16 protein-coding genes are annotated in these 15,570 nt (G+C 61.8%); 2 read left to right on the top strand and 14 right to left on the bottom strand.

Annotated elements, in window-relative coordinates:
• Window positions 1-5: 5 nt before the first annotated feature.
• The 14 genes from lpxB to ACSQ3G_RS07275 form a co-directional block, all read right to left on the bottom strand.
• Complete coding sequence (lpxB, locus tag ACSQ3G_RS07340) at window positions 6-1,184, bottom strand: lipid-A-disaccharide synthase (RefSeq protein ID WP_436109535.1); 1,179 nt, start codon at window positions 1,182-1,184, stop codon at window positions 6-8.
• Entirely contained in the window at window positions 1,184-2,065 is an 882-nt protein-coding gene (locus tag ACSQ3G_RS07335; protein WP_436109534.1) for an LpxI family protein, read from the bottom strand. The genes lpxB and ACSQ3G_RS07335 overlap by 1 nt, the downstream gene beginning before the upstream one ends.
• A 6-nt stretch (window positions 2,066-2,071) precedes the next feature.
• The gene (gene lpxA, locus ACSQ3G_RS07330; RefSeq protein WP_105425080.1) at window positions 2,072-2,887 is read right to left on the bottom strand and encodes an acyl-ACP--UDP-N-acetylglucosamine O-acyltransferase; all 816 of its coding nucleotides are present in this window, start codon (window positions 2,885-2,887) and stop codon (window positions 2,072-2,074) included.
• Window positions 2,884-3,351 (bottom strand): 3-hydroxyacyl-ACP dehydratase FabZ, encoded by a 468-nt coding sequence (fabZ, locus tag ACSQ3G_RS07325; RefSeq protein WP_046637708.1) that lies wholly within the window; start codon window positions 3,349-3,351, stop codon window positions 2,884-2,886. Before fabZ ends, lpxA begins: the two co-directional genes overlap by 4 nt.
• A complete protein-coding gene (lpxD, locus tag ACSQ3G_RS07320) occupies window positions 3,344-4,411 on the bottom strand; it encodes a UDP-3-O-(3-hydroxymyristoyl)glucosamine N-acyltransferase (RefSeq protein WP_436109533.1) in 1,068 nt (355 codons plus the stop codon). Before lpxD ends, fabZ begins: the two co-directional genes overlap by 8 nt.
• Before the next feature lie 51 nt (window positions 4,412-4,462).
• Window positions 4,463-6,826, bottom strand: coding sequence for an outer membrane protein assembly factor BamA (gene bamA, locus ACSQ3G_RS07315; RefSeq protein WP_105401250.1), 2,364 nt, complete (start codon window positions 6,824-6,826; stop codon window positions 4,463-4,465).
• A gap of 197 nt (window positions 6,827-7,023) precedes the next feature.
• Window positions 7,024-8,145, bottom strand: a complete 1,122-nt coding sequence (gene rseP, locus ACSQ3G_RS07310; RefSeq protein ID WP_436109532.1) for an RIP metalloprotease RseP — start codon at window positions 8,143-8,145, stop codon at window positions 7,024-7,026.
• A 39-nt stretch (window positions 8,146-8,184) separates the two neighbouring features.
• Entirely contained in the window at window positions 8,185-9,018 is an 834-nt protein-coding gene (locus ACSQ3G_RS07305) for a phosphatidate cytidylyltransferase (protein ID WP_105401248.1), read from the bottom strand.
• Window positions 9,018-9,761, bottom strand: a complete 744-nt coding sequence (locus ACSQ3G_RS07300) for an isoprenyl transferase (protein WP_105401247.1) — start codon at window positions 9,759-9,761, stop codon at window positions 9,018-9,020. Before ACSQ3G_RS07300 ends, ACSQ3G_RS07305 begins: the two co-directional genes overlap by 1 nt.
• Before the next feature lie 52 nt (window positions 9,762-9,813).
• Window positions 9,814-10,371, bottom strand: a complete 558-nt coding sequence (gene frr, locus ACSQ3G_RS07295; RefSeq protein WP_046606279.1) for a ribosome recycling factor — start codon at window positions 10,369-10,371, stop codon at window positions 9,814-9,816.
• A gap of 45 nt (window positions 10,372-10,416) precedes the next feature.
• Entirely contained in the window at window positions 10,417-11,139 is a 723-nt protein-coding gene (gene pyrH / locus ACSQ3G_RS07290; RefSeq protein ID WP_038542600.1) for a UMP kinase, read from the bottom strand.
• Window positions 11,140-11,253: 114 nt separating this feature from the next.
• On the bottom strand, window positions 11,254-12,180 hold the full coding sequence (tsf, locus tag ACSQ3G_RS07285; RefSeq protein ID WP_046606277.1) for a translation elongation factor Ts: 927 nt from the start codon (window positions 12,178-12,180) through the stop codon (window positions 11,254-11,256).
• Window positions 12,181-12,415: 235 nt separating this feature from the next.
• Window positions 12,416-13,189, bottom strand: a complete 774-nt coding sequence (gene rpsB / locus ACSQ3G_RS07280) for a 30S ribosomal protein S2 (RefSeq protein WP_046637716.1) — start codon at window positions 13,187-13,189, stop codon at window positions 12,416-12,418.
• A 213-nt stretch (window positions 13,190-13,402) separates the two neighbouring features.
• On the bottom strand, window positions 13,403-14,251 hold the full coding sequence (locus ACSQ3G_RS07275) for a cell envelope integrity EipB family protein (RefSeq protein ID WP_436109531.1): 849 nt from the start codon (window positions 14,249-14,251) through the stop codon (window positions 13,403-13,405).
• Window positions 14,252-14,361: 110 nt separating this feature from the next.
• Here ACSQ3G_RS07275 and ACSQ3G_RS07270 point away from each other — a divergent pair, with 110 nt between their 5' ends.
• A complete protein-coding gene (locus ACSQ3G_RS07270; RefSeq protein ID WP_436109530.1) occupies window positions 14,362-14,832 on the top strand; it encodes a RidA family protein in 471 nt (156 codons plus the stop codon).
• Window positions 14,829-15,566 carry a glycerophosphodiester phosphodiesterase gene (locus ACSQ3G_RS07265; RefSeq protein WP_436109529.1) on the top strand — a complete coding sequence of 246 codons (738 nt, stop codon included), beginning with the start codon at window positions 14,829-14,831 and terminating at the stop codon, window positions 15,564-15,566. The genes ACSQ3G_RS07270 and ACSQ3G_RS07265 overlap by 4 nt, the downstream gene beginning before the upstream one ends.
• Window positions 15,567-15,570: the final 4 nt, after the last annotated feature.

Genomic DNA, 15,570 nt, shown 5'->3' with positions numbered 1-15,570 from the left:
CCCGGTCAGAGACGACCGGTTTTTTTTGTGTCCAGAACCTGGAGAACGATGCCGGCGGCCGCTTCGCCCGGCGGCACGGGCACCTGCAGGCGCTCCCAGGTGAGATCGAAGCCCTCCAGCATGGCGCGCCTTTGCATCGTATCGGACGAAAGCCGCTCGGCCCAGCGGCAGAGGCTTGCCGGCCGCACCACCTCGTTGACGTATTCCGGCACAACGACATAGTCGGCGATCAGGTTCGGCAGCGCGCCGGACCAGGTCTTGATGCGTTTTGCGAGCATGGTGATCAGCCAGTCGGCCTTGTAGGCCGAGACCACCGGGATTCCGGCCAGGCCGAGTTCGAGGATCACCGTTCCGGAGGCTGCAAGTGACGCATCGGCTTCAGCAAAGGCCGCCCATTTGCCGTCCGCATCGGCGGTGATCTCCGGCTTGATCTCGAAACCGGCGGCAATCTCGCGCACCAGCTTTTCCTGGCGGGGAACCGTCGGCAGCACGAATCGGGTCGGCCCGTTGCGCGCAACGAACTCGCGGGCCGCCTCGCCGAAGATCGGCAGCAGCGCCTTGATCTCCGCCGAACGGGAGCCCGGCAGAAGCATGATCGTCTTTTCTTCCCCAGGCTCCTTCACCGGGCGCCCAGCCCGGATGCCGCGGACCTTGAGGAGGGACGGATCGGCTGTCAGGCGATGGCCGACGAAGGTGGTTTCCGGCCCGCCGAGACGCTTCATGGCATCGGGCTCGAACGGCAGCACAGCCAGGACATGATCGACATAGCCGAGCATCGCCTTGGCGCGATATTCCTTCCAGGCCCAGACGCTCGGGCAGACATAATCGATGATCGGCAGGTCCGGCAAAACGGCGCGCACTTTCCTGGCGACGCGATGGGTGAAGTCGGGGCTGTCGATGATGACCAGCACATCCGGCTTGGCCCCAACGATGGCGGCCGCCGTCTGGTTGATCCGCTTGATCAGGTTCGGCAGGCGGGCGATCACCTGGGTCAGCCCCATGATCGACAGTTCGGAAAAGTCGAAGAGCGAGGTAAGGCCTTGTGCCTCCAACGCTTCGCCACCGACGCCGACGAGTTCGACCGGACCGTCATGGGCTGCCTTCAGGGCCACGATCAGATCGCCACCGAGAAGATCGCCGGATACTTCGCCGGCTATGACGCCTACCTTCAAGGTCTTGACCATCACAATCCTCCTTGCGGCAGGCCGGGATCGATGCCGCAGACGAAAATACCGGCAGCATCCGCCGCGGCAATCATCTTCGCTTCTTCCAGCACCAAAGCGCGTCCCGCCTCCACGGCGATGCCGGCGAGACCGGCCTTGATGGCGTTTTCAATGGTCGACGGGCCGATCGTCGGCAGATCGGCGCGCATATCCTGCTGCGGTTTGCAGAGCTTGACGAGCACGCCCTTGCGGCGGGCGGAGATGCGGCCCTCGGCGCGCAATGCCGTCACCCGCTCCAGCATCCGGTCCGTGCCCTCGACGCCTTCCAAAGCTACGACACGTCCGCCGACGCTGACGGCGCCCTGGCCGATATCGAGTTCACCGAGACGCTTGGCGGCTTCGGACGCCCGATCGATATCGCGGCGATCGTCCTCGGACGGCGCGTGGGCGCCGAGTGGTCCGATCCTCGCAAGCAGGCCGGGCACGATGTCGTGGGCGCCCAGCACCTCGCAGCCCATCGCCTCGATGAGCTTGATGACCATCTGGAGCACCGAATCGTCGCCGCCGGAAAGAAGCGTGCGGACAACCGAGGGGACTTTCAGGATCGTGCGGAAGGTCGGATGGATGTCGCGCCAGTCGGGCCTGCGCGCCACGCCGCCCGACAGGATGACACGGGTGATGCCCTTGTCGCGAAACAGGCGTTCGATCGCCGAAAGATCGCCGACGCCGACGGAGACCGCTTCGAAACCATCAAAGCCCTGATCGGATTCATTTGCGAGCGCTACGATCAGAGGCGCTTCACCGGCCGCCTGTGCGGCTTTTGCCACATAGAGAGGCAAGAAGCCCTTCCCGGCGATGATTGCCAGCCGGCCCTTCGGCGCAAGGCTCGGGAGGCCGGCCATATGGGATCAGCCCTTGCCGCGGAAGGTCGAGGAAATGGCGCGATCGCTCTCGACCGCGATGAAATCGAGGATTTCCATCGCTTCCTTGCAATCGGCGTAGTCGTTGCGGATCGCCGCTGCGTTGGCGCGGATGTTGCTCTCGCCCTCGAAGATCTGCTTGAAGGCGCGGCGGACGGTATGGATCGTTGCGCGCTCGACGCCGGCCCGGGTCATGCCGACCACGTTCAGGCCGCCGAGGACGCCCGGATTGCCGTTCAGCATGCCATAGGGGATGACGTCGTAATTGACGGCCGAAAGACCACCGATAAAAGCCTGGCGGCCGATGCGGGTAAACTGATGCACAGCGCAGCCGCCGCCCAAGATCGCCCGGTCCGCCACGTGGACGTGGCCGGCCAGCATGACGTTGTTCGACATGATGATATCGTTGCCGAGCTGACAGTCATGCGCAACGTGCGAATTGGCGAGGAACAGGCAGTTGTTGCCGACCACCGTCTTGCCGCCGCCGCCGACCGTGCCGCAGTTCATCGTCACGCCTTCGCGCATGACGCAATTGTCGCCGACCGTCAGCGTCGAATCCTCGCCTGCCTCATGAAGGCTCTGGGAAACGCCGCCGATGATTGCCATCGGAAAGATACGGCAGTTGCGGCCGATCTCGGTGCGACCGCTCACCACGGCATGAGACAGCAGCTCGACGCCATCCTTCAGCACCACGCGCGGGCCGACATGCGAAAACGGGCCGACGACAACGTTCTCGCCGATGACGGCGCCGTCCTCGACCAATGCTAACGGATGGATACGCGCGCTGGCTGCAATGCTGCTCATTCTTCTTCCTTGCGCCGGATCATTGCGCCGATATCGGCTTCGGCAACAAGTACGCCGTCCACCTTCGCGTCACAATGGAATTTCCAGATATTTCCGCGCTGTTTCTGCTTGGTAACGTGGAATTCGACCCGGTCGCCCGGCACGACCGGCTTGCGGAAGCGGGCATTGTCGATGGTCATGAAGTAGACGAGATTGCCGCCCTCGCCTTCTTTCCTGGCGCAGATGGCGCCGGCAGTCTGCGCCATGCCCTCGACCAGAAGCACGCCCGGCATGATCGGCTTCTCCGGGAAATGCCCGGTGAAATGCGGTTCATTGGCGGTGACGTTCTTGATGCCGATCGCGGAATTGTCGCCGTCGATCTCGACGATCTTATCGACCAGGAGAAAAGGATAGCGGTGCGGCAGCAGCTTCATGATTTCCTGAATATCGGCCGCGCCGAGCACCGGCTTGGTCTCATCAGTCATTCTTCTTCTCTCCTCTGCGTTTCGCCCGCTCATCCGAACGCATCAAGACTTCCGCGGTATCGCGGAGGAAATCCGGCATCGGGCGGGCGGGAATACCGCCATAACGCGCCCCGGCGGGAATATCTCCCACCACGCCGCTCATCGCGGCAATCTGCACGCCGTCTCCAATCGAGATGTGTCCATTAATACCGGATGCGCCGCCGATCAATACACCGTCGCCGATCCGCGTCGAACCGGCTATGCCGGCGCCGCTGGCGATGCCGCAATGGCGGCCGATGCGCACGTTGTGTGCAACCTGAACCTGATTGTCGATCTTGGTGCCTTCGCCGATGACCGTATCGTCCATGGCGCCGCGGTCGACCGTCGTGTTGGCGCCGATCTCGACATTGTCCTGGATGATGACGCGGCCGATCTGGACGATCTTCAGCATGCCGCGCGGACCCGGCGCAAACCCGAAGCCGTCCTGGCCGATGCGGACGCCATTGTGAATGATCACTCCGTTGCCGATGAGAGCCGCGACCACGCTCGCGCCGGCGGCGATCGTGCAATCGCGGCCGATCTTGACGTCGGCACCGATGATGGTTCCGGCGCCGATGCGGGTGCCGGTGCCGATTTCCGCCCGCGCGCCGATCACGGCCATGGGCTCGATCTCGACGCCGGGTTCTAGCCTGGCGGTCGGATCCACGAACGCGGCCGGCGAGATACCCGGGGGGAACGAAGTGACCGGAGACGGCCGCATCGCCACCGGATGCAGGATAGCACCGGCCTGGGCAAACGCAGTGTGCGGCGTCTTGGTCAGCAGAACCGGGATATGGGCCGGAATGATCGAACGGATCGCGGTATCACAGATAATCGCGGAAGCCTTGCAGCTTTCCAGTTCGTGACGGCTTTTCCGGGACAGGATATAACAGATCTCGCCCTCGCCGGCCCGCGCAACGGGTGCAACGGAACGGATCAACCGATCGCCGGCGCTGCCATCAAGCAGTTCAGCCCCAAGAAGGGCGGCCAACTCGCGCAGGCTCACGCCATCATGGGGCGGAAAGAATTCATTGTGGTCCATAAAGCTAAAGCTCCAGAACAGATTTCCGCCCGCAACCGCGAGCGGAAATGATCAGAACTGGTTCGCCATGCTGAACCGGAATTCCTGGGTTTCGTCGAAGTCTTCCTTCATGACCGGATGCGCGTAGTCAAAGCGGATGTTGCCGAACGGCGACGCCCACATGATACCCGCACCGACGGAAGCGCGCCAGTTCATGCTGGTGCCCTGCGCGGTGCTGGTGCCGAGCGGGACATCATTGCCGTAAAGGGTACCGGCATCGGCGAAGACGGCAGCACGCAGGCCGAAGTCTTCCGGAATAGCCGGCATCGGCATCGACATTTCGGCAGAGGCCGTAAAGTAGGTCGTGCCGCCGAGCGCATCGCCGTGATCGGCGGTACGCGGACCGATACCGTCGTTCTCGAAGCCACGGATCTGGCGACCGCCGATCGTGAACTGGTCGAAGACATGCAGATTGTCGCCGGTGGAAACCACATGGCCGGCACCCACTGCGATGGAGCCGATCAGGTCAGCTTCGGTCGACAGAAGCTGGAAATAACGGGCACGACCGGAAATCTTGTAGAAGTCGGAGTCGCCGCCGAGACCGGCATATTCATGCGTGATCGTCGCGTAGAGACCTTCGCGCGGCAGCGTCTGGCTGTCGAGCGTGTTGTAGGTCAGCGTCTGCGAAATCGACGACTGAACGAACTTGCCCTGGTCGATCATCGAGATGTAGGGCGACGAAAGGTTATCGTCTGCGGTGCCAGGGACGCCATCGGTACCAAAGGCACCGTCGTTGTCGTACTGGATTTCCTTGTAGGTGTAACGGAACGTGGTCGCCAGATCTTCGGTGATCGGCGCCGTTACGCGCAGGGTGACGCCCTGCTCATCGTAGTCGTAATACTCGTTCGAAGAGGTCTTGCTCTTGAACAGGTCGAAACCGGCCGCCAGACGATAACCGAGGAAGTAGGGCTCGGTGAACGAAAGGTTGTAGCTGCGGGCCTCATCGAGACCACCGCCGACTGCGACGCGGATGAACTGGCCGCGGCCGAGGAAGTTCTTTTCTTCGATCGAAGCTTCGAGCAGGAAGCCGTCGCCGCCCGCCGAGTAACCGGCGCCGATACCGAAGGAACCGGTGGGCTGGTCTTCGACATCGACAACGATGACGACGCGGTCAGGCGAAGTGCCCTGCGAGGTCGAGATATTGACGGTCGTGAAATAACCGAGCGCCTCAAGGCGACGCTTGGCGCGCGAGATCATTTCCTGGTTGAAGGCATCGCCTTCGCTGAAATCGAATTCGCGGCGGATGACATAGTCACGCGTGCGGGTGTTGCCGCGGATCTCGATGCGCTCGACATAGGCGCGCTCGCCCTGGTCGACGAGATAGGAAACACCGATCGTGTGGTTTTCCATGTTGCGGTCGCCGCGCGGCGTGACGCGGGCGAACGGATAACCGGCCGCAGCGACGCGCTTGGAGATCGCTTCCATCGACTTCTGGATTTCGCGGGCGTTATAGACGCTACCGGCGCGGGTCTGAACCAGACCTTCGAGGTCCTGGCCGCTGATGCCCTCGACCGTGGATTCTACCGAGACGTTGCCATACTCGTAACGCTGGCCTTCCTCGACCGTGAAGCTGATATTGTACTTGTTGCTCGATTCATCGAGCACTGCTTCCGACGAGATGACGCGGAAGTCAGGATAACCGTGGTTATAATAGAACTGGCGCAGCGCTTCCTCGTCAGCGCGCAGCTTGTCCTCGCTGTAAACGTCCTTGCGGGTCAGGAAGGACAGCGGACCGGATTCCTTGGTGATCAGCACCGACTTCAAGCGGCCATCGCCATAAGCCTGATTGCCGGCGAAACTGATGTCGGCAATCTTGGTGCGGTCACCTTCGTTGATGACGAAAGCAAGGTTGACGCGTCCCTGGCCAACATCAGCGGTCTGGGTGGTGATCTGAACGTCGCTGCGGCCGATGGCGCGATAGGCTTCGCGCAGACGCTGGATATCTGCGTCGATCAGGGCCTGATTGTACGGGCCGAGCGGCTGGGTCTGAACGACTGCCTGAAGCTTGTCGTCCGTGATCTTGCGGTTGCCGTTGAACACGACCTGGTTGATGAGCTGGTTCTCGCTCACCGACACGACGAGCGTGCTGCCGGAAACACTGATTTTGACATCCGAGAAATAGCCGGTCGAATAGAGCTTGCGGACCGATTCATCGATGTCGTTGTTGGAGAAGTTGACACCCGGGCGGATGGTCAGGTTGGAACGGACAGCCTCCTCGCCGGCGCGCTGTGCGCCGCGGACCTGAACGCTCCGGATAACCGCCGCTTCGGCAGAAAGTGCGGAAGCAAGTACCAGTACACCTGCGCCCGATGCAACAACACTAGCAGACAGCGCAAACGCCGACACTGCGTTCAAAAACTTTGAACCAGCCTTCATTTCAATTCTTACCTTTTCCCGTTGTCCCTCGGCGGGTGGTGCCCGACTCCGGCCACGTGTGTCGTTTTACCTTCTTTTGACCTACAAGCAAGGTATCGCGTTAATTTCTGTTTACTTACTTCCCTTGCGTGACCCAATGGCCACGCAACTGTTGGAAACATGGTGAATAAACAGTTTCTTTTACGATTTGAAGGACATCAACCGATCAGATTGCTGATGTCGTTGAAGGTCGCGAAGACCATGAGGCTCAAAACCATCGCAAGCCCGATGCGGAAGGCGATCTCCTGCGCACCTGAGCCGAGCGGTCGGCCACGGATGGCCTCGATCGCGTAGAAGACGAGATGACCGCCGTCCAAAATTGGCACAGGCATGAGGTTCAAGAGCCCGATGGAGACCGAAAGAACCGCCGCCAGCTGGACCACCGCCGCAAAGCCGAGCGTCGCCATCTGGCCCGACGCCTGGGCGACCCTGACAGGCCCGCCGAGCTGGTCAGCCTTCATCCGCCCGGTCACGAGGTTTCCGATATAGCGGAAGGTGCCGGTGACGATATGGCCGGTCTCGGTGACGCCTTCGGCAACCGCCTGCAGCGGCGTGAACGTCTCGATGCGGAAATTGCCGCGCTGTTCGTTGGTGACGATGCCGATCAGGCCGAGCTCGACCTTGTTGCCGAACTGGTCGGTGACCTCGGAGCGCTTCGGCACCATCGGCAGATCGAGGTCCTTGCCGTCCCGCTCGACCGTCACGACGATCGGGGTGTCCGGCCTGATGCTGACATAACGCCGTACATCGTCGAAAGTCCGGATGCGCGAGCCGTCGAGCGCCACCAGCCGATCGCCGGGCTCAACGCCGGCCGCGAGCGCGGCGCTTCCCGGCTGGACTTCGGCGACCACCGGATCGGCGACGACCTTGCCGTAGACGCTGAAGAGGACGGCGAAGATGGCAATCGCTAGGATGAAATTGGCGATCGGGCCGGCCGCGACGGTGGCGGCCCTCTTCCACAGCTTGGCGCCGGCCAGCGTCTGAGCCTTTTCTTCCTCGCTCATGCCCGCAAGGCCGCTCGCATCCGGCAGGCTCGCGGCGTCCTCGTCGCCGAAGAACTTGACGTAGCCGCCAAGCGGGATCGCCGAGAGCTTCCAACGGGTGCCATGACTGTCGGTGAAGCCGACAAGCTCCGGTCCGAAGCCGACAGAGAAGGCAGTGACCCGGATGCCGCACCAGCGTCCAATAAGATAGTGGCCCATCTCATGCACGAAGACGAGCAGGGACAGGACCAGCACGAAGGGGATGATATAGCCGGTAAGGAAGCTGAGGATGGCCATCAAAATTTCCGTTTCAACATTGTACCGGCCGCCCAGGCCTCAAAACCCGAAGAGGAAGCCTGCGACCGATACATCAAGATGGCCCGTCATGGCCGTATAAACAAGCGTCAGCAGAAACGCCGCGAAACAGGCGAAAACGAGGCCATCGACGCGATCCATGACGCCGCCGTGCCCCGGAATGAGGTGGCTGGAATCCTTCACGCCGAACCGGCGCTTGATGAAGGATTCGAACAGGTCGCCGATCTGGCTCGCGACGGAAAGCAGAAATGCGATCGCCACCGTCCAGATCGACAGCCGGGAAAAGACGCCGAGCGTAAGGACGGAGCTTGCGACCACGCCCGACACCGTGCCGCCGATCGCACCGGACCAGGTCTTGCCGGGCGAAATGCGCGGCGCAAGTTTTGGCCCCTTGAGCGCCCGGCCGACGAAATAGGCGAGGATATCGGTCGCCCAGACGACCGCGAAGATAAAGAGTGTCGCAACGAACCCCGCCTGGTCTTCGGCCCGGATCGCCGCCAGCGAGATCCCGCTCAAGCCTGCGTAGAAGATGCCGCCCGGCAGCCACCAGCTGCCCTTGCGCAGCAGCACGAGAAGAAGGGCGGTGACTACAGCGCCGCCGAGAATCGGCACCGAGAGCGCACCTTCGTCGACCACCAGGTCGATGGCGATCAGAAAAATCGCGGCCCAGCCGAAGGCGTTCGCACGAAAATCGCGCTCGGCGGCCCGCGTGATCGTTGACCATTCGTAATAGATCAGGACCGCCATGGCTGCAGCCAAGATGCGGAAGGCCAGGCCGCCATACCAGGTGGCGGCCAGGACCACGGCCGCCAGAACCACCGCGGATGCGATGCGGCGCTTCAGTTCAGTGCTCATCAACCACCCACTGCTATCGTCTTGTTCGACAGGCCGCCGAAGCGCCGGTCGCGGGAGGCATAGATCTTCAGGGCGTCGAGGAAGAGTTTCCGATCGAAGTCGGGCCAGTAGTCCGGCAGGAAGACAAGTTCGGAATAGGCCGCCTGCCAGAGCAGAAAATTCGAAAGCCGCTCCTCGCCGCTGGTGCGGATGATGAGGTCCGGATCGGGAATACCGGCGGTATCCAGCTTTGCGCTGATCTTGTCCGCGTCGATCTCGGAAGCCTTGAGGACACCGGCCTCGACGTCCCGGGCGAGCATGGCGACCGCACGGGCGATCTCGTCGCGCGCACCGTAGTTGAAGGCGATGACCAGCGTCAGTGCCGTGTTGAACCTTGTCGTTTCCTCGGCTTCGAGAAGAAGCGGAAGGATGTCGCTGCGCAGCTTCTCGCGTTCGCCGATCACCCGTATGCGGACATTCTCGCGGTGCAATTCGGCCAGATCCTGGCGGATGAAGCGCCGGAGGAGACCGAGGAGATCCCTCACCTCGGTTTCGGGCCTGCTCCAGTTCTCCGAAGAAAACGCAAAGAGCGTCAGATATTTGACGCCGGCATCGCCGGCAGCCCGCACCGTTTCGCGAACCGCTTCGACGCCCTTGCTGTGTCCGACCGTACGAGGAAGCCCGCGCTTGTTGGCCCAGCGTCCATTGCCATCCATGATAATGGCAACGTGTTGAGGGATGATTGCAAGCTCGGGGTTCACCATATTCTATGCGGCTCCTTTGGCCGCCGGAATATGGCGGCAAACCAGGCCTAAGTTAGACCTGCATGATTTCCTTTTCCTTATCCGCAAGCAAGCGGTCGACTTCGGAAATCGTATCATCCGTCATCTTCTGCACTTTTTCCGACTGCGAGCGGCTCTCGTCCTGGCCGATGTCGCCGTCCTTTTCGGCCTTTTTCAGGCCGTCCATGCCATCGCGGCGGACGTGACGGACAGCAACCTTCGCCTTTTCCGCATAATCATGCGCAACCTTGACCAACGACTTGCGGCGCTCCTCGTTGAGCTCGGGAAGCGGAATGCGCAGGTTCTGGCCATCGACGATCGGATTGAGGCCGAGATGTGATTCGCGGATCGCCCTGTCGACGGCGTTGACCATCGACTTGTCCCAGATGGATACGCCCAGCATGCGCGCTTCCGGCACGGTGATGTTGGCCACCTGGTTGAGCGGCACGCGCGAACCATAGGCTTCGACCATCACCGGATCGAGGATATTGGCCGAGGCGCGGCCGGTGCGCAGCGACGCGATATCGCTTTTGAACGCGTTGATCGCGCCTTCCATGCGGCGCTTGATGTCGTTGAGGTCGATTCCACTCATCCGTCTACTCCCGTATGTTGTCTGGGCGGCCCGCGATGCCGCGCCTCAATTGTCCGCTACGATGGTCTTGCGGCCGCCGCCGGTCAAGATTTGGGCGAAGCCGCCCTTTTCATGGATCGAAAAAACAATGATCGGGATGGAGTTTTCGCGGGCGAGCGCCACGGCCGCCACGTCCATCACCGCCAGACCCTTTTCGAGCACTTCGCCATGCGTCAGCGTCTCGAACCGGGTCGCCGTCGGGTCCTTCTTGGGGTCGGCCGAATAGATGCCGTCCACCTGGGTGCCCTTGAAGATCGCTTCCGCACCGATTTCAGCCGCGCGTAGCGCTGCCGCCGAATCGGTCGTGAAGAACGGATTGCCGGTGCCGCCGGCGAAGATCACCACCCTGCCCTGCGCCATGTGATGCAGCGCCTGGCGCTGCGAGAAGCTCTCGCAGATCTCCGGCATCGAGATCGCCGACAGAACCACCGTGTCGACGTTCAGCTTGCGCAGCGAAGTGGCAAGCGCCAGGGCGTTGATCACGGTGCCGAGCATCCCCATGTGGTCGCCGGTCACCCGGTCGCCGCCCTTGGAAGCCACGGCGACGCCGCGAAAGATGTTGCCGCCGCCGACAACCACGCCGACATCGACGCCCATGGCGCGCGCTTCGGCAATATCGGAGGCGACCCGATCGGCAACCGCAACATCGATGCCGAAACCCTGGCTGCCCATCAGAGCTTCACCGGAGGCCTTGAGCAAGACACGCTTGTAGAGGGGCTGAGGCGACATGGAGGCTCCTTGAAATCGAATTGCATGCGGAGGGTCAAACGGGTTGCGGATACACGAAGGGCACCGGCTTGTCACCGGTGCCCTTGCGCTTTCGACAGCTTTAGCTAACGAATATCAGCCTTTGGCGACCGCTGCCACTTCAGCGGCGAAATCCGATTCTTCCTTTTCGACGCCTTCGCCGAGCAGAAGACGGGCCATGCCGGTGACTTCGATCGAAGCGCCAGCGAGCTTTTCAGCATCCTTGACGGCCTGGCCGACGGTCACGTCCGGGTTGATGACGAAGGCCTGGGACAGAAGGGCAACTTCCTCGAAGAACTTGCGCATGCGGCCGTCGACCATCTTTTCGATGATCGCTTCCGGCTTGCCGGAAGCGCGCGACTGCTCGATGAAGACGTTGCGCTCGCGCTCGGCGACAGTCGCGTCGACTTCTTCGGCGCGGATGGCAAGCGGGTTGGTGGCAGCGATGTGCATGGCAACCTGACGGCCGAGCGAGGTCAGGACTTCCTTGTCGCCGACCGACTTCAGGGCGACCAGGACGCCGAGCTTGCCGATGCCGTCGCCGGCAGCGTTATGGACGTAGGTCGCGACGACGCCGTGCTCGACCTGCAGCAGGGCGGAGCGACGCAGCGTCATGTTCTCGCCGATCGTGGCGATCGCGTCCTTGATCGTGTCGGCAACCGGCTTGCCGGAAGCGGGATAGGTGGCAGCCGAGATCGCCTCGACGGAGCCGTCGGTCGTCAGCGCGACGCTTGCAATGCCGCGGACGAGGTCCTGGAAGGCATCGTTGCGGGCAACGAAGTCGGTTTCCGAGTTGAGTTCGATGACGACGGCCCTGTGGCCGGCGCTGGCGATGCCGATCAGGCCTTCGGCTGCGGTGCGGCCGGACTTCTTGTCGGCCTTGGAGATACCCTTGGCGCGCAGCCAGTCGATCGCCGCTTCGATGTCGCCGTTCGTTTCGGTCAGCGCCTTCTTGCAGTCCATCATGCCTGCGCCGGACTTTTCGCGCAGTTCCTTTACCAGTGCAGCGGTGATTTCAGCCATTGTTTTGCCTCTTGTCGGTTCAAGTGCTTCTCGCCGGAAAAACGTCGGCGGACTCAAAAGTTTTGGGACGAATGTACCCGGAAGTGTGACAGCGTGATGAAGACATCACGAAAGCGATCGCCTCGACGACCAAGCGGTGGCGGCTCGCCTTGAAACGACCAAGGCCAGGGATCGGTATCTCTGGCCTCGATCGAATTTCAGAAAGGAGGAGCGGGCCAAGCCGCTCCATCCGGCCTTAAGCTTCTGCTTCTGCTTCGCCTTCGAGAGCCGGCTCGATCGGAGCTTCGGCAGAGGCGCCGACATCACGACCCGAAGCGCCCTGCTGGCGCGCGATGCCGTCGATGGCAGCGCGGGCGATCAGGTCGGTGTAGAGAGCGATGGCGCGCGAGGCGTCGTCATTGCCCGGGATCGGGTAGTCGATGAGGTCAGGATCGCAGTTCGAATCGATGATGGCGACGACCGGGATGCCCAGGCGCTTGGCTTCGTCGATAGCGATCTTTTCCTTGTTGGTGTCGATGATGAACATCAGGTCCGGAGTGCCGCCCATGTCGCGGATACCGCCGAGAGCCTTGTCCAGCTTTTCGCGTTCGCGCTCGAGGTTCAGGCGTTCCTTCTTGGAGTAGCCGGAAGCTTCCGAGTTCAGGATTTCGTCGAGCTTGCGCAGGCGCTGGATCGAGTTCGAAATGGTCTTCCAGTTGGTCATCATGCCGCCGAGCCAGCGGGAGTTGACGTAGTACTGGGCCGAACGCTTGGCCGAGTCGGCGATCAGTTCGGACGCCTGGCGCTTGGTGCCGACGAACAGAACGCGGCCGCCACGGGCGACGGTGTCGGACACGACCTGAAGGGCGCGCGACAGCATCGGAACGGTCTGGGCCAGATCGATGATGTGGATGTTGTTACGGTCGCCGAAGATATACGGCTTCATCTTCGGGTTCCAGCGGTGAGTCTGGTGGCCGAAGTGGACGCCTGCTTCGAGAAGCTGGCGCATAGAGAAATCGGGCAATGCCATGCCTTGTTATCCTTTTCCGGTTGAACCTCCGCAAGGCGAACAGCACCCTCTTCGAGAATGCCACCGGGCGGAACGGTCCGGATTTCTCCCGGACAATCCCATGCCTTACGTGTGGAATGCGGCTGGCCATACATTCGATTTGCCGCAAAAGCAAGAGCTTTTCCGAAATTCCCCCAGCGTGCCGGCGAGTGACCGGCAGTCAGCGAGGGACGGCTATTTCGCCGGCGCCGGGCACGGGTCCTGCTGCGGCTTCAGGAGCTCCAGCTTGGCAAGGCTGCCGGACAGCACGAAGTCGCCGTAATCCATGGTGAGATCGCGGGTGATGCCGTTTTCGTAGAGCTTGAACGACATGTTGTAGACCGGGGTCGGGTCGCCGACCGCATTCTCGTTGAAATAGGCGATCGTCACCGGCCAGAAGGAAGACTTTGCAAATTCGCCGGCCTTGTCGGCATCGATATCGTCCGTCTGCGCCGTCTGCGACTTGCCGATCACCGTCGTGGTCAGCAGCGCCTGGTCGCCGTTTTCAGAGCCGTCGAAGACCCGCGCCTCGAAGAAACTCTTGCCCTGCTTGGCATTCGCGATGACGTCGAGCATATGGCTGGTCGGAAAATCGCTCGACGGCAATTGGATCTCACGGCCGTCGGGCTGGGTGATTTCCACCTTGATGCCCTTGTCGACGATCGACGCATCGCCGCTCAGCTGCTTGTCGAGCTGCTCGTCGGTGAAGGACTTGGTCTCGAAATGGAACTGGTTTGCGGCCATGTCCTCGAAGGTGGTGGTCTGCTGATCGCTGAGGCGGGTCTCCTCGCCCGTATTGATCTTGGTGACCAGCCGGAAATTGGTGGAAAAACCGGTGCATGCCGAGCCGGTGAACTCATAGACCATGCGGCCGAACATGCCTTCGATGCCGGAACGTTCGGAGGCATTCTTGAGCTTCAGGTCGTAAATGGCGCGATGCGGAACGAGCAGCCGGGCAGCAGCGTCGGTATTCGCGTCCGCGGAGGTGGCAGCCACAAGGCTCAGACCGCCGGCAAGGATCACCCCGAGGCTCATTCGCAACATTCACATTCTCCTGTTGGACTCAGTTGGTGATGTTATAAGAACGCCATCTGACCAAGCTAAGGCCTTGATGCAGGATTTTTGAGGAATTTACAACAAAACGGGAGTCGAAAATGACCGGAGCCATCGAAGGCCGCCTGCAGGAACTGGGGATCGTGCTCCCCGTCGCGGCAGCACCCGCCGCCAATTACGTGCCATATACGATCAGCGGCAATACCCTTTATCTTTCCGGCCAATTGCCGATCGAAGGGGGCAAGGTCGCGGTAACCGGCCTCGTCGGCCGCGATGTGGATTTGCCGGCCGCGCAACGGGCAGCGGAACTCTGCGCCATCAACATCCTCGCCCAGGCGAAGGCGGCACTCGGGGGCGATCTCGGCAGGATCCGCCGCGTTTTGAAGCTCAACGGCTTCGTCGCGTCGACACCTGACTTCGTCGAGCAGCACCTCGTCATCAACGGCGCCTCTAACCTGATCGCCAACGTGCTGGGCGATGCCGGCAAACATGCCCGCGCCGCCGTCGGCATGGCCTGCCTGCCCCTCAACGCCTCCGTCGAAATCGACGCCATCATCGAGATCGAAGCATGACCTCCGCATCCTGGATCAAGGACCTCCCGGTCGCCCATCGCGGCTATCACGACATGAACCATCAGGTCTGGGAAAACACCCTGTCTGCGTTTTCCCGCGCGGTGGAAGCCGGCTTTGCGATCGAATGCGACGTGCAGCTTGCCGCCGACAGCGTTCCGGTGATCTTTCACGATCACGACCTCGAGCGGCTCTGCGGCATCAAGGGCGACATCCGCGAAAAGACCTCCGCCGAACTCGGCATGCTCGCGGTCGGCGGCACTAAGGATAAGGTCCCGACCCTGAAGCAGATGCTCGCGCTCGTCGCCGGCAAGGTGCCCCTGGTCATCGAGATCAAGGGGCGCGAAGGCGACGGCGAGGACGACGGGTTCGCCGAGGCGGTAGTCGAAGTTCTCGAAGGTTATCAGGGCAAGGTGGCGCTGATGAGCTTCGACTATCACATCCTGCGCGACCTGAAGACCGCGGGCTCACTCTACCCGCTCGGCCTGACGGCGATGGGCGACAAGCCGGAGGAGTTCTTCGAGCATGACGAGGCCATGCAATTGGGCCTCGACTTCATTTCCTACCACTACCCCCACCTGCCGAACACGTTCGTCACAGCCCAGAGAGCGACTGGAATTCCGGTCATTACCTGGACCGTGAGGGATGCAAACGGCCGCGAACATACCTATAAATATGCGGACCAGATGACCTTCGAAGGTTTTGATCCGCGGGAGGCAACCTCCCCCTCCCTGTAAAGCA

Source organism: Neorhizobium tomejilense, assembly GCF_964254135.1.
In the GTDB taxonomy this organism is placed as follows: Bacteria; Pseudomonadota; Alphaproteobacteria; order Rhizobiales; family Rhizobiaceae; genus Neorhizobium; species Neorhizobium tomejilense.
This window is presented reverse-complemented; position numbering and strand designations above follow the sequence as displayed.

Coding starts and splice junctions, on each gene's coding strand:
- lpxB (WP_436109535.1), bottom strand. CDS start 1,184: ATGGTCAAGACCTTGAAGGTAGGCGTCATAGCCGGCGAAGTATCCGGC.
- ACSQ3G_RS07335 (WP_436109534.1), bottom strand. CDS start 2,065: ATGGCCGGCCTCCCGAGCCTTGCGCCGAAGGGCCGGCTGGCAATCATC.
- lpxA (WP_105425080.1), bottom strand. CDS start 2,887: ATGAGCAGCATTGCAGCCAGCGCGCGTATCCATCCGTTAGCATTGGTC.
- fabZ (WP_046637708.1), bottom strand. CDS start 3,351: ATGACTGATGAGACCAAGCCGGTGCTCGGCGCGGCCGATATTCAGGAA.
- lpxD (WP_436109533.1), bottom strand. CDS start 4,411: ATGGACCACAATGAATTCTTTCCGCCCCATGATGGCGTGAGCCTGCGC.
- bamA (WP_105401250.1), bottom strand. CDS start 6,826: ATGAAGGCTGGTTCAAAGTTTTTGAACGCAGTGTCGGCGTTTGCGCTG.
- rseP (WP_436109532.1), bottom strand. CDS start 8,145: ATGGCCATCCTCAGCTTCCTTACCGGCTATATCATCCCCTTCGTGCTG.
- ACSQ3G_RS07305 (WP_105401248.1), bottom strand. CDS start 9,018: ATGAGCACTGAACTGAAGCGCCGCATCGCATCCGCGGTGGTTCTGGCG.
- ACSQ3G_RS07300 (WP_105401247.1), bottom strand. CDS start 9,761: ATGGTGAACCCCGAGCTTGCAATCATCCCTCAACACGTTGCCATTATC.
- frr (WP_046606279.1), bottom strand. CDS start 10,371: ATGAGTGGAATCGACCTCAACGACATCAAGCGCCGCATGGAAGGCGCG.
- pyrH (WP_038542600.1), bottom strand. CDS start 11,139: ATGTCGCCTCAGCCCCTCTACAAGCGTGTCTTGCTCAAGGCCTCCGGT.
- tsf (WP_046606277.1), bottom strand. CDS start 12,180: ATGGCTGAAATCACCGCTGCACTGGTAAAGGAACTGCGCGAAAAGTCC.
- rpsB (WP_046637716.1), bottom strand. CDS start 13,189: ATGGCATTGCCCGATTTCTCTATGCGCCAGCTTCTCGAAGCAGGCGTC.
- ACSQ3G_RS07275 (WP_436109531.1), bottom strand. CDS start 14,251: ATGTTGCGAATGAGCCTCGGGGTGATCCTTGCCGGCGGTCTGAGCCTT.
- ACSQ3G_RS07270 (WP_436109530.1), top strand. CDS start 14,362: ATGACCGGAGCCATCGAAGGCCGCCTGCAGGAACTGGGGATCGTGCTC.
- ACSQ3G_RS07265 (WP_436109529.1), top strand. CDS start 14,829: ATGACCTCCGCATCCTGGATCAAGGACCTCCCGGTCGCCCATCGCGGC.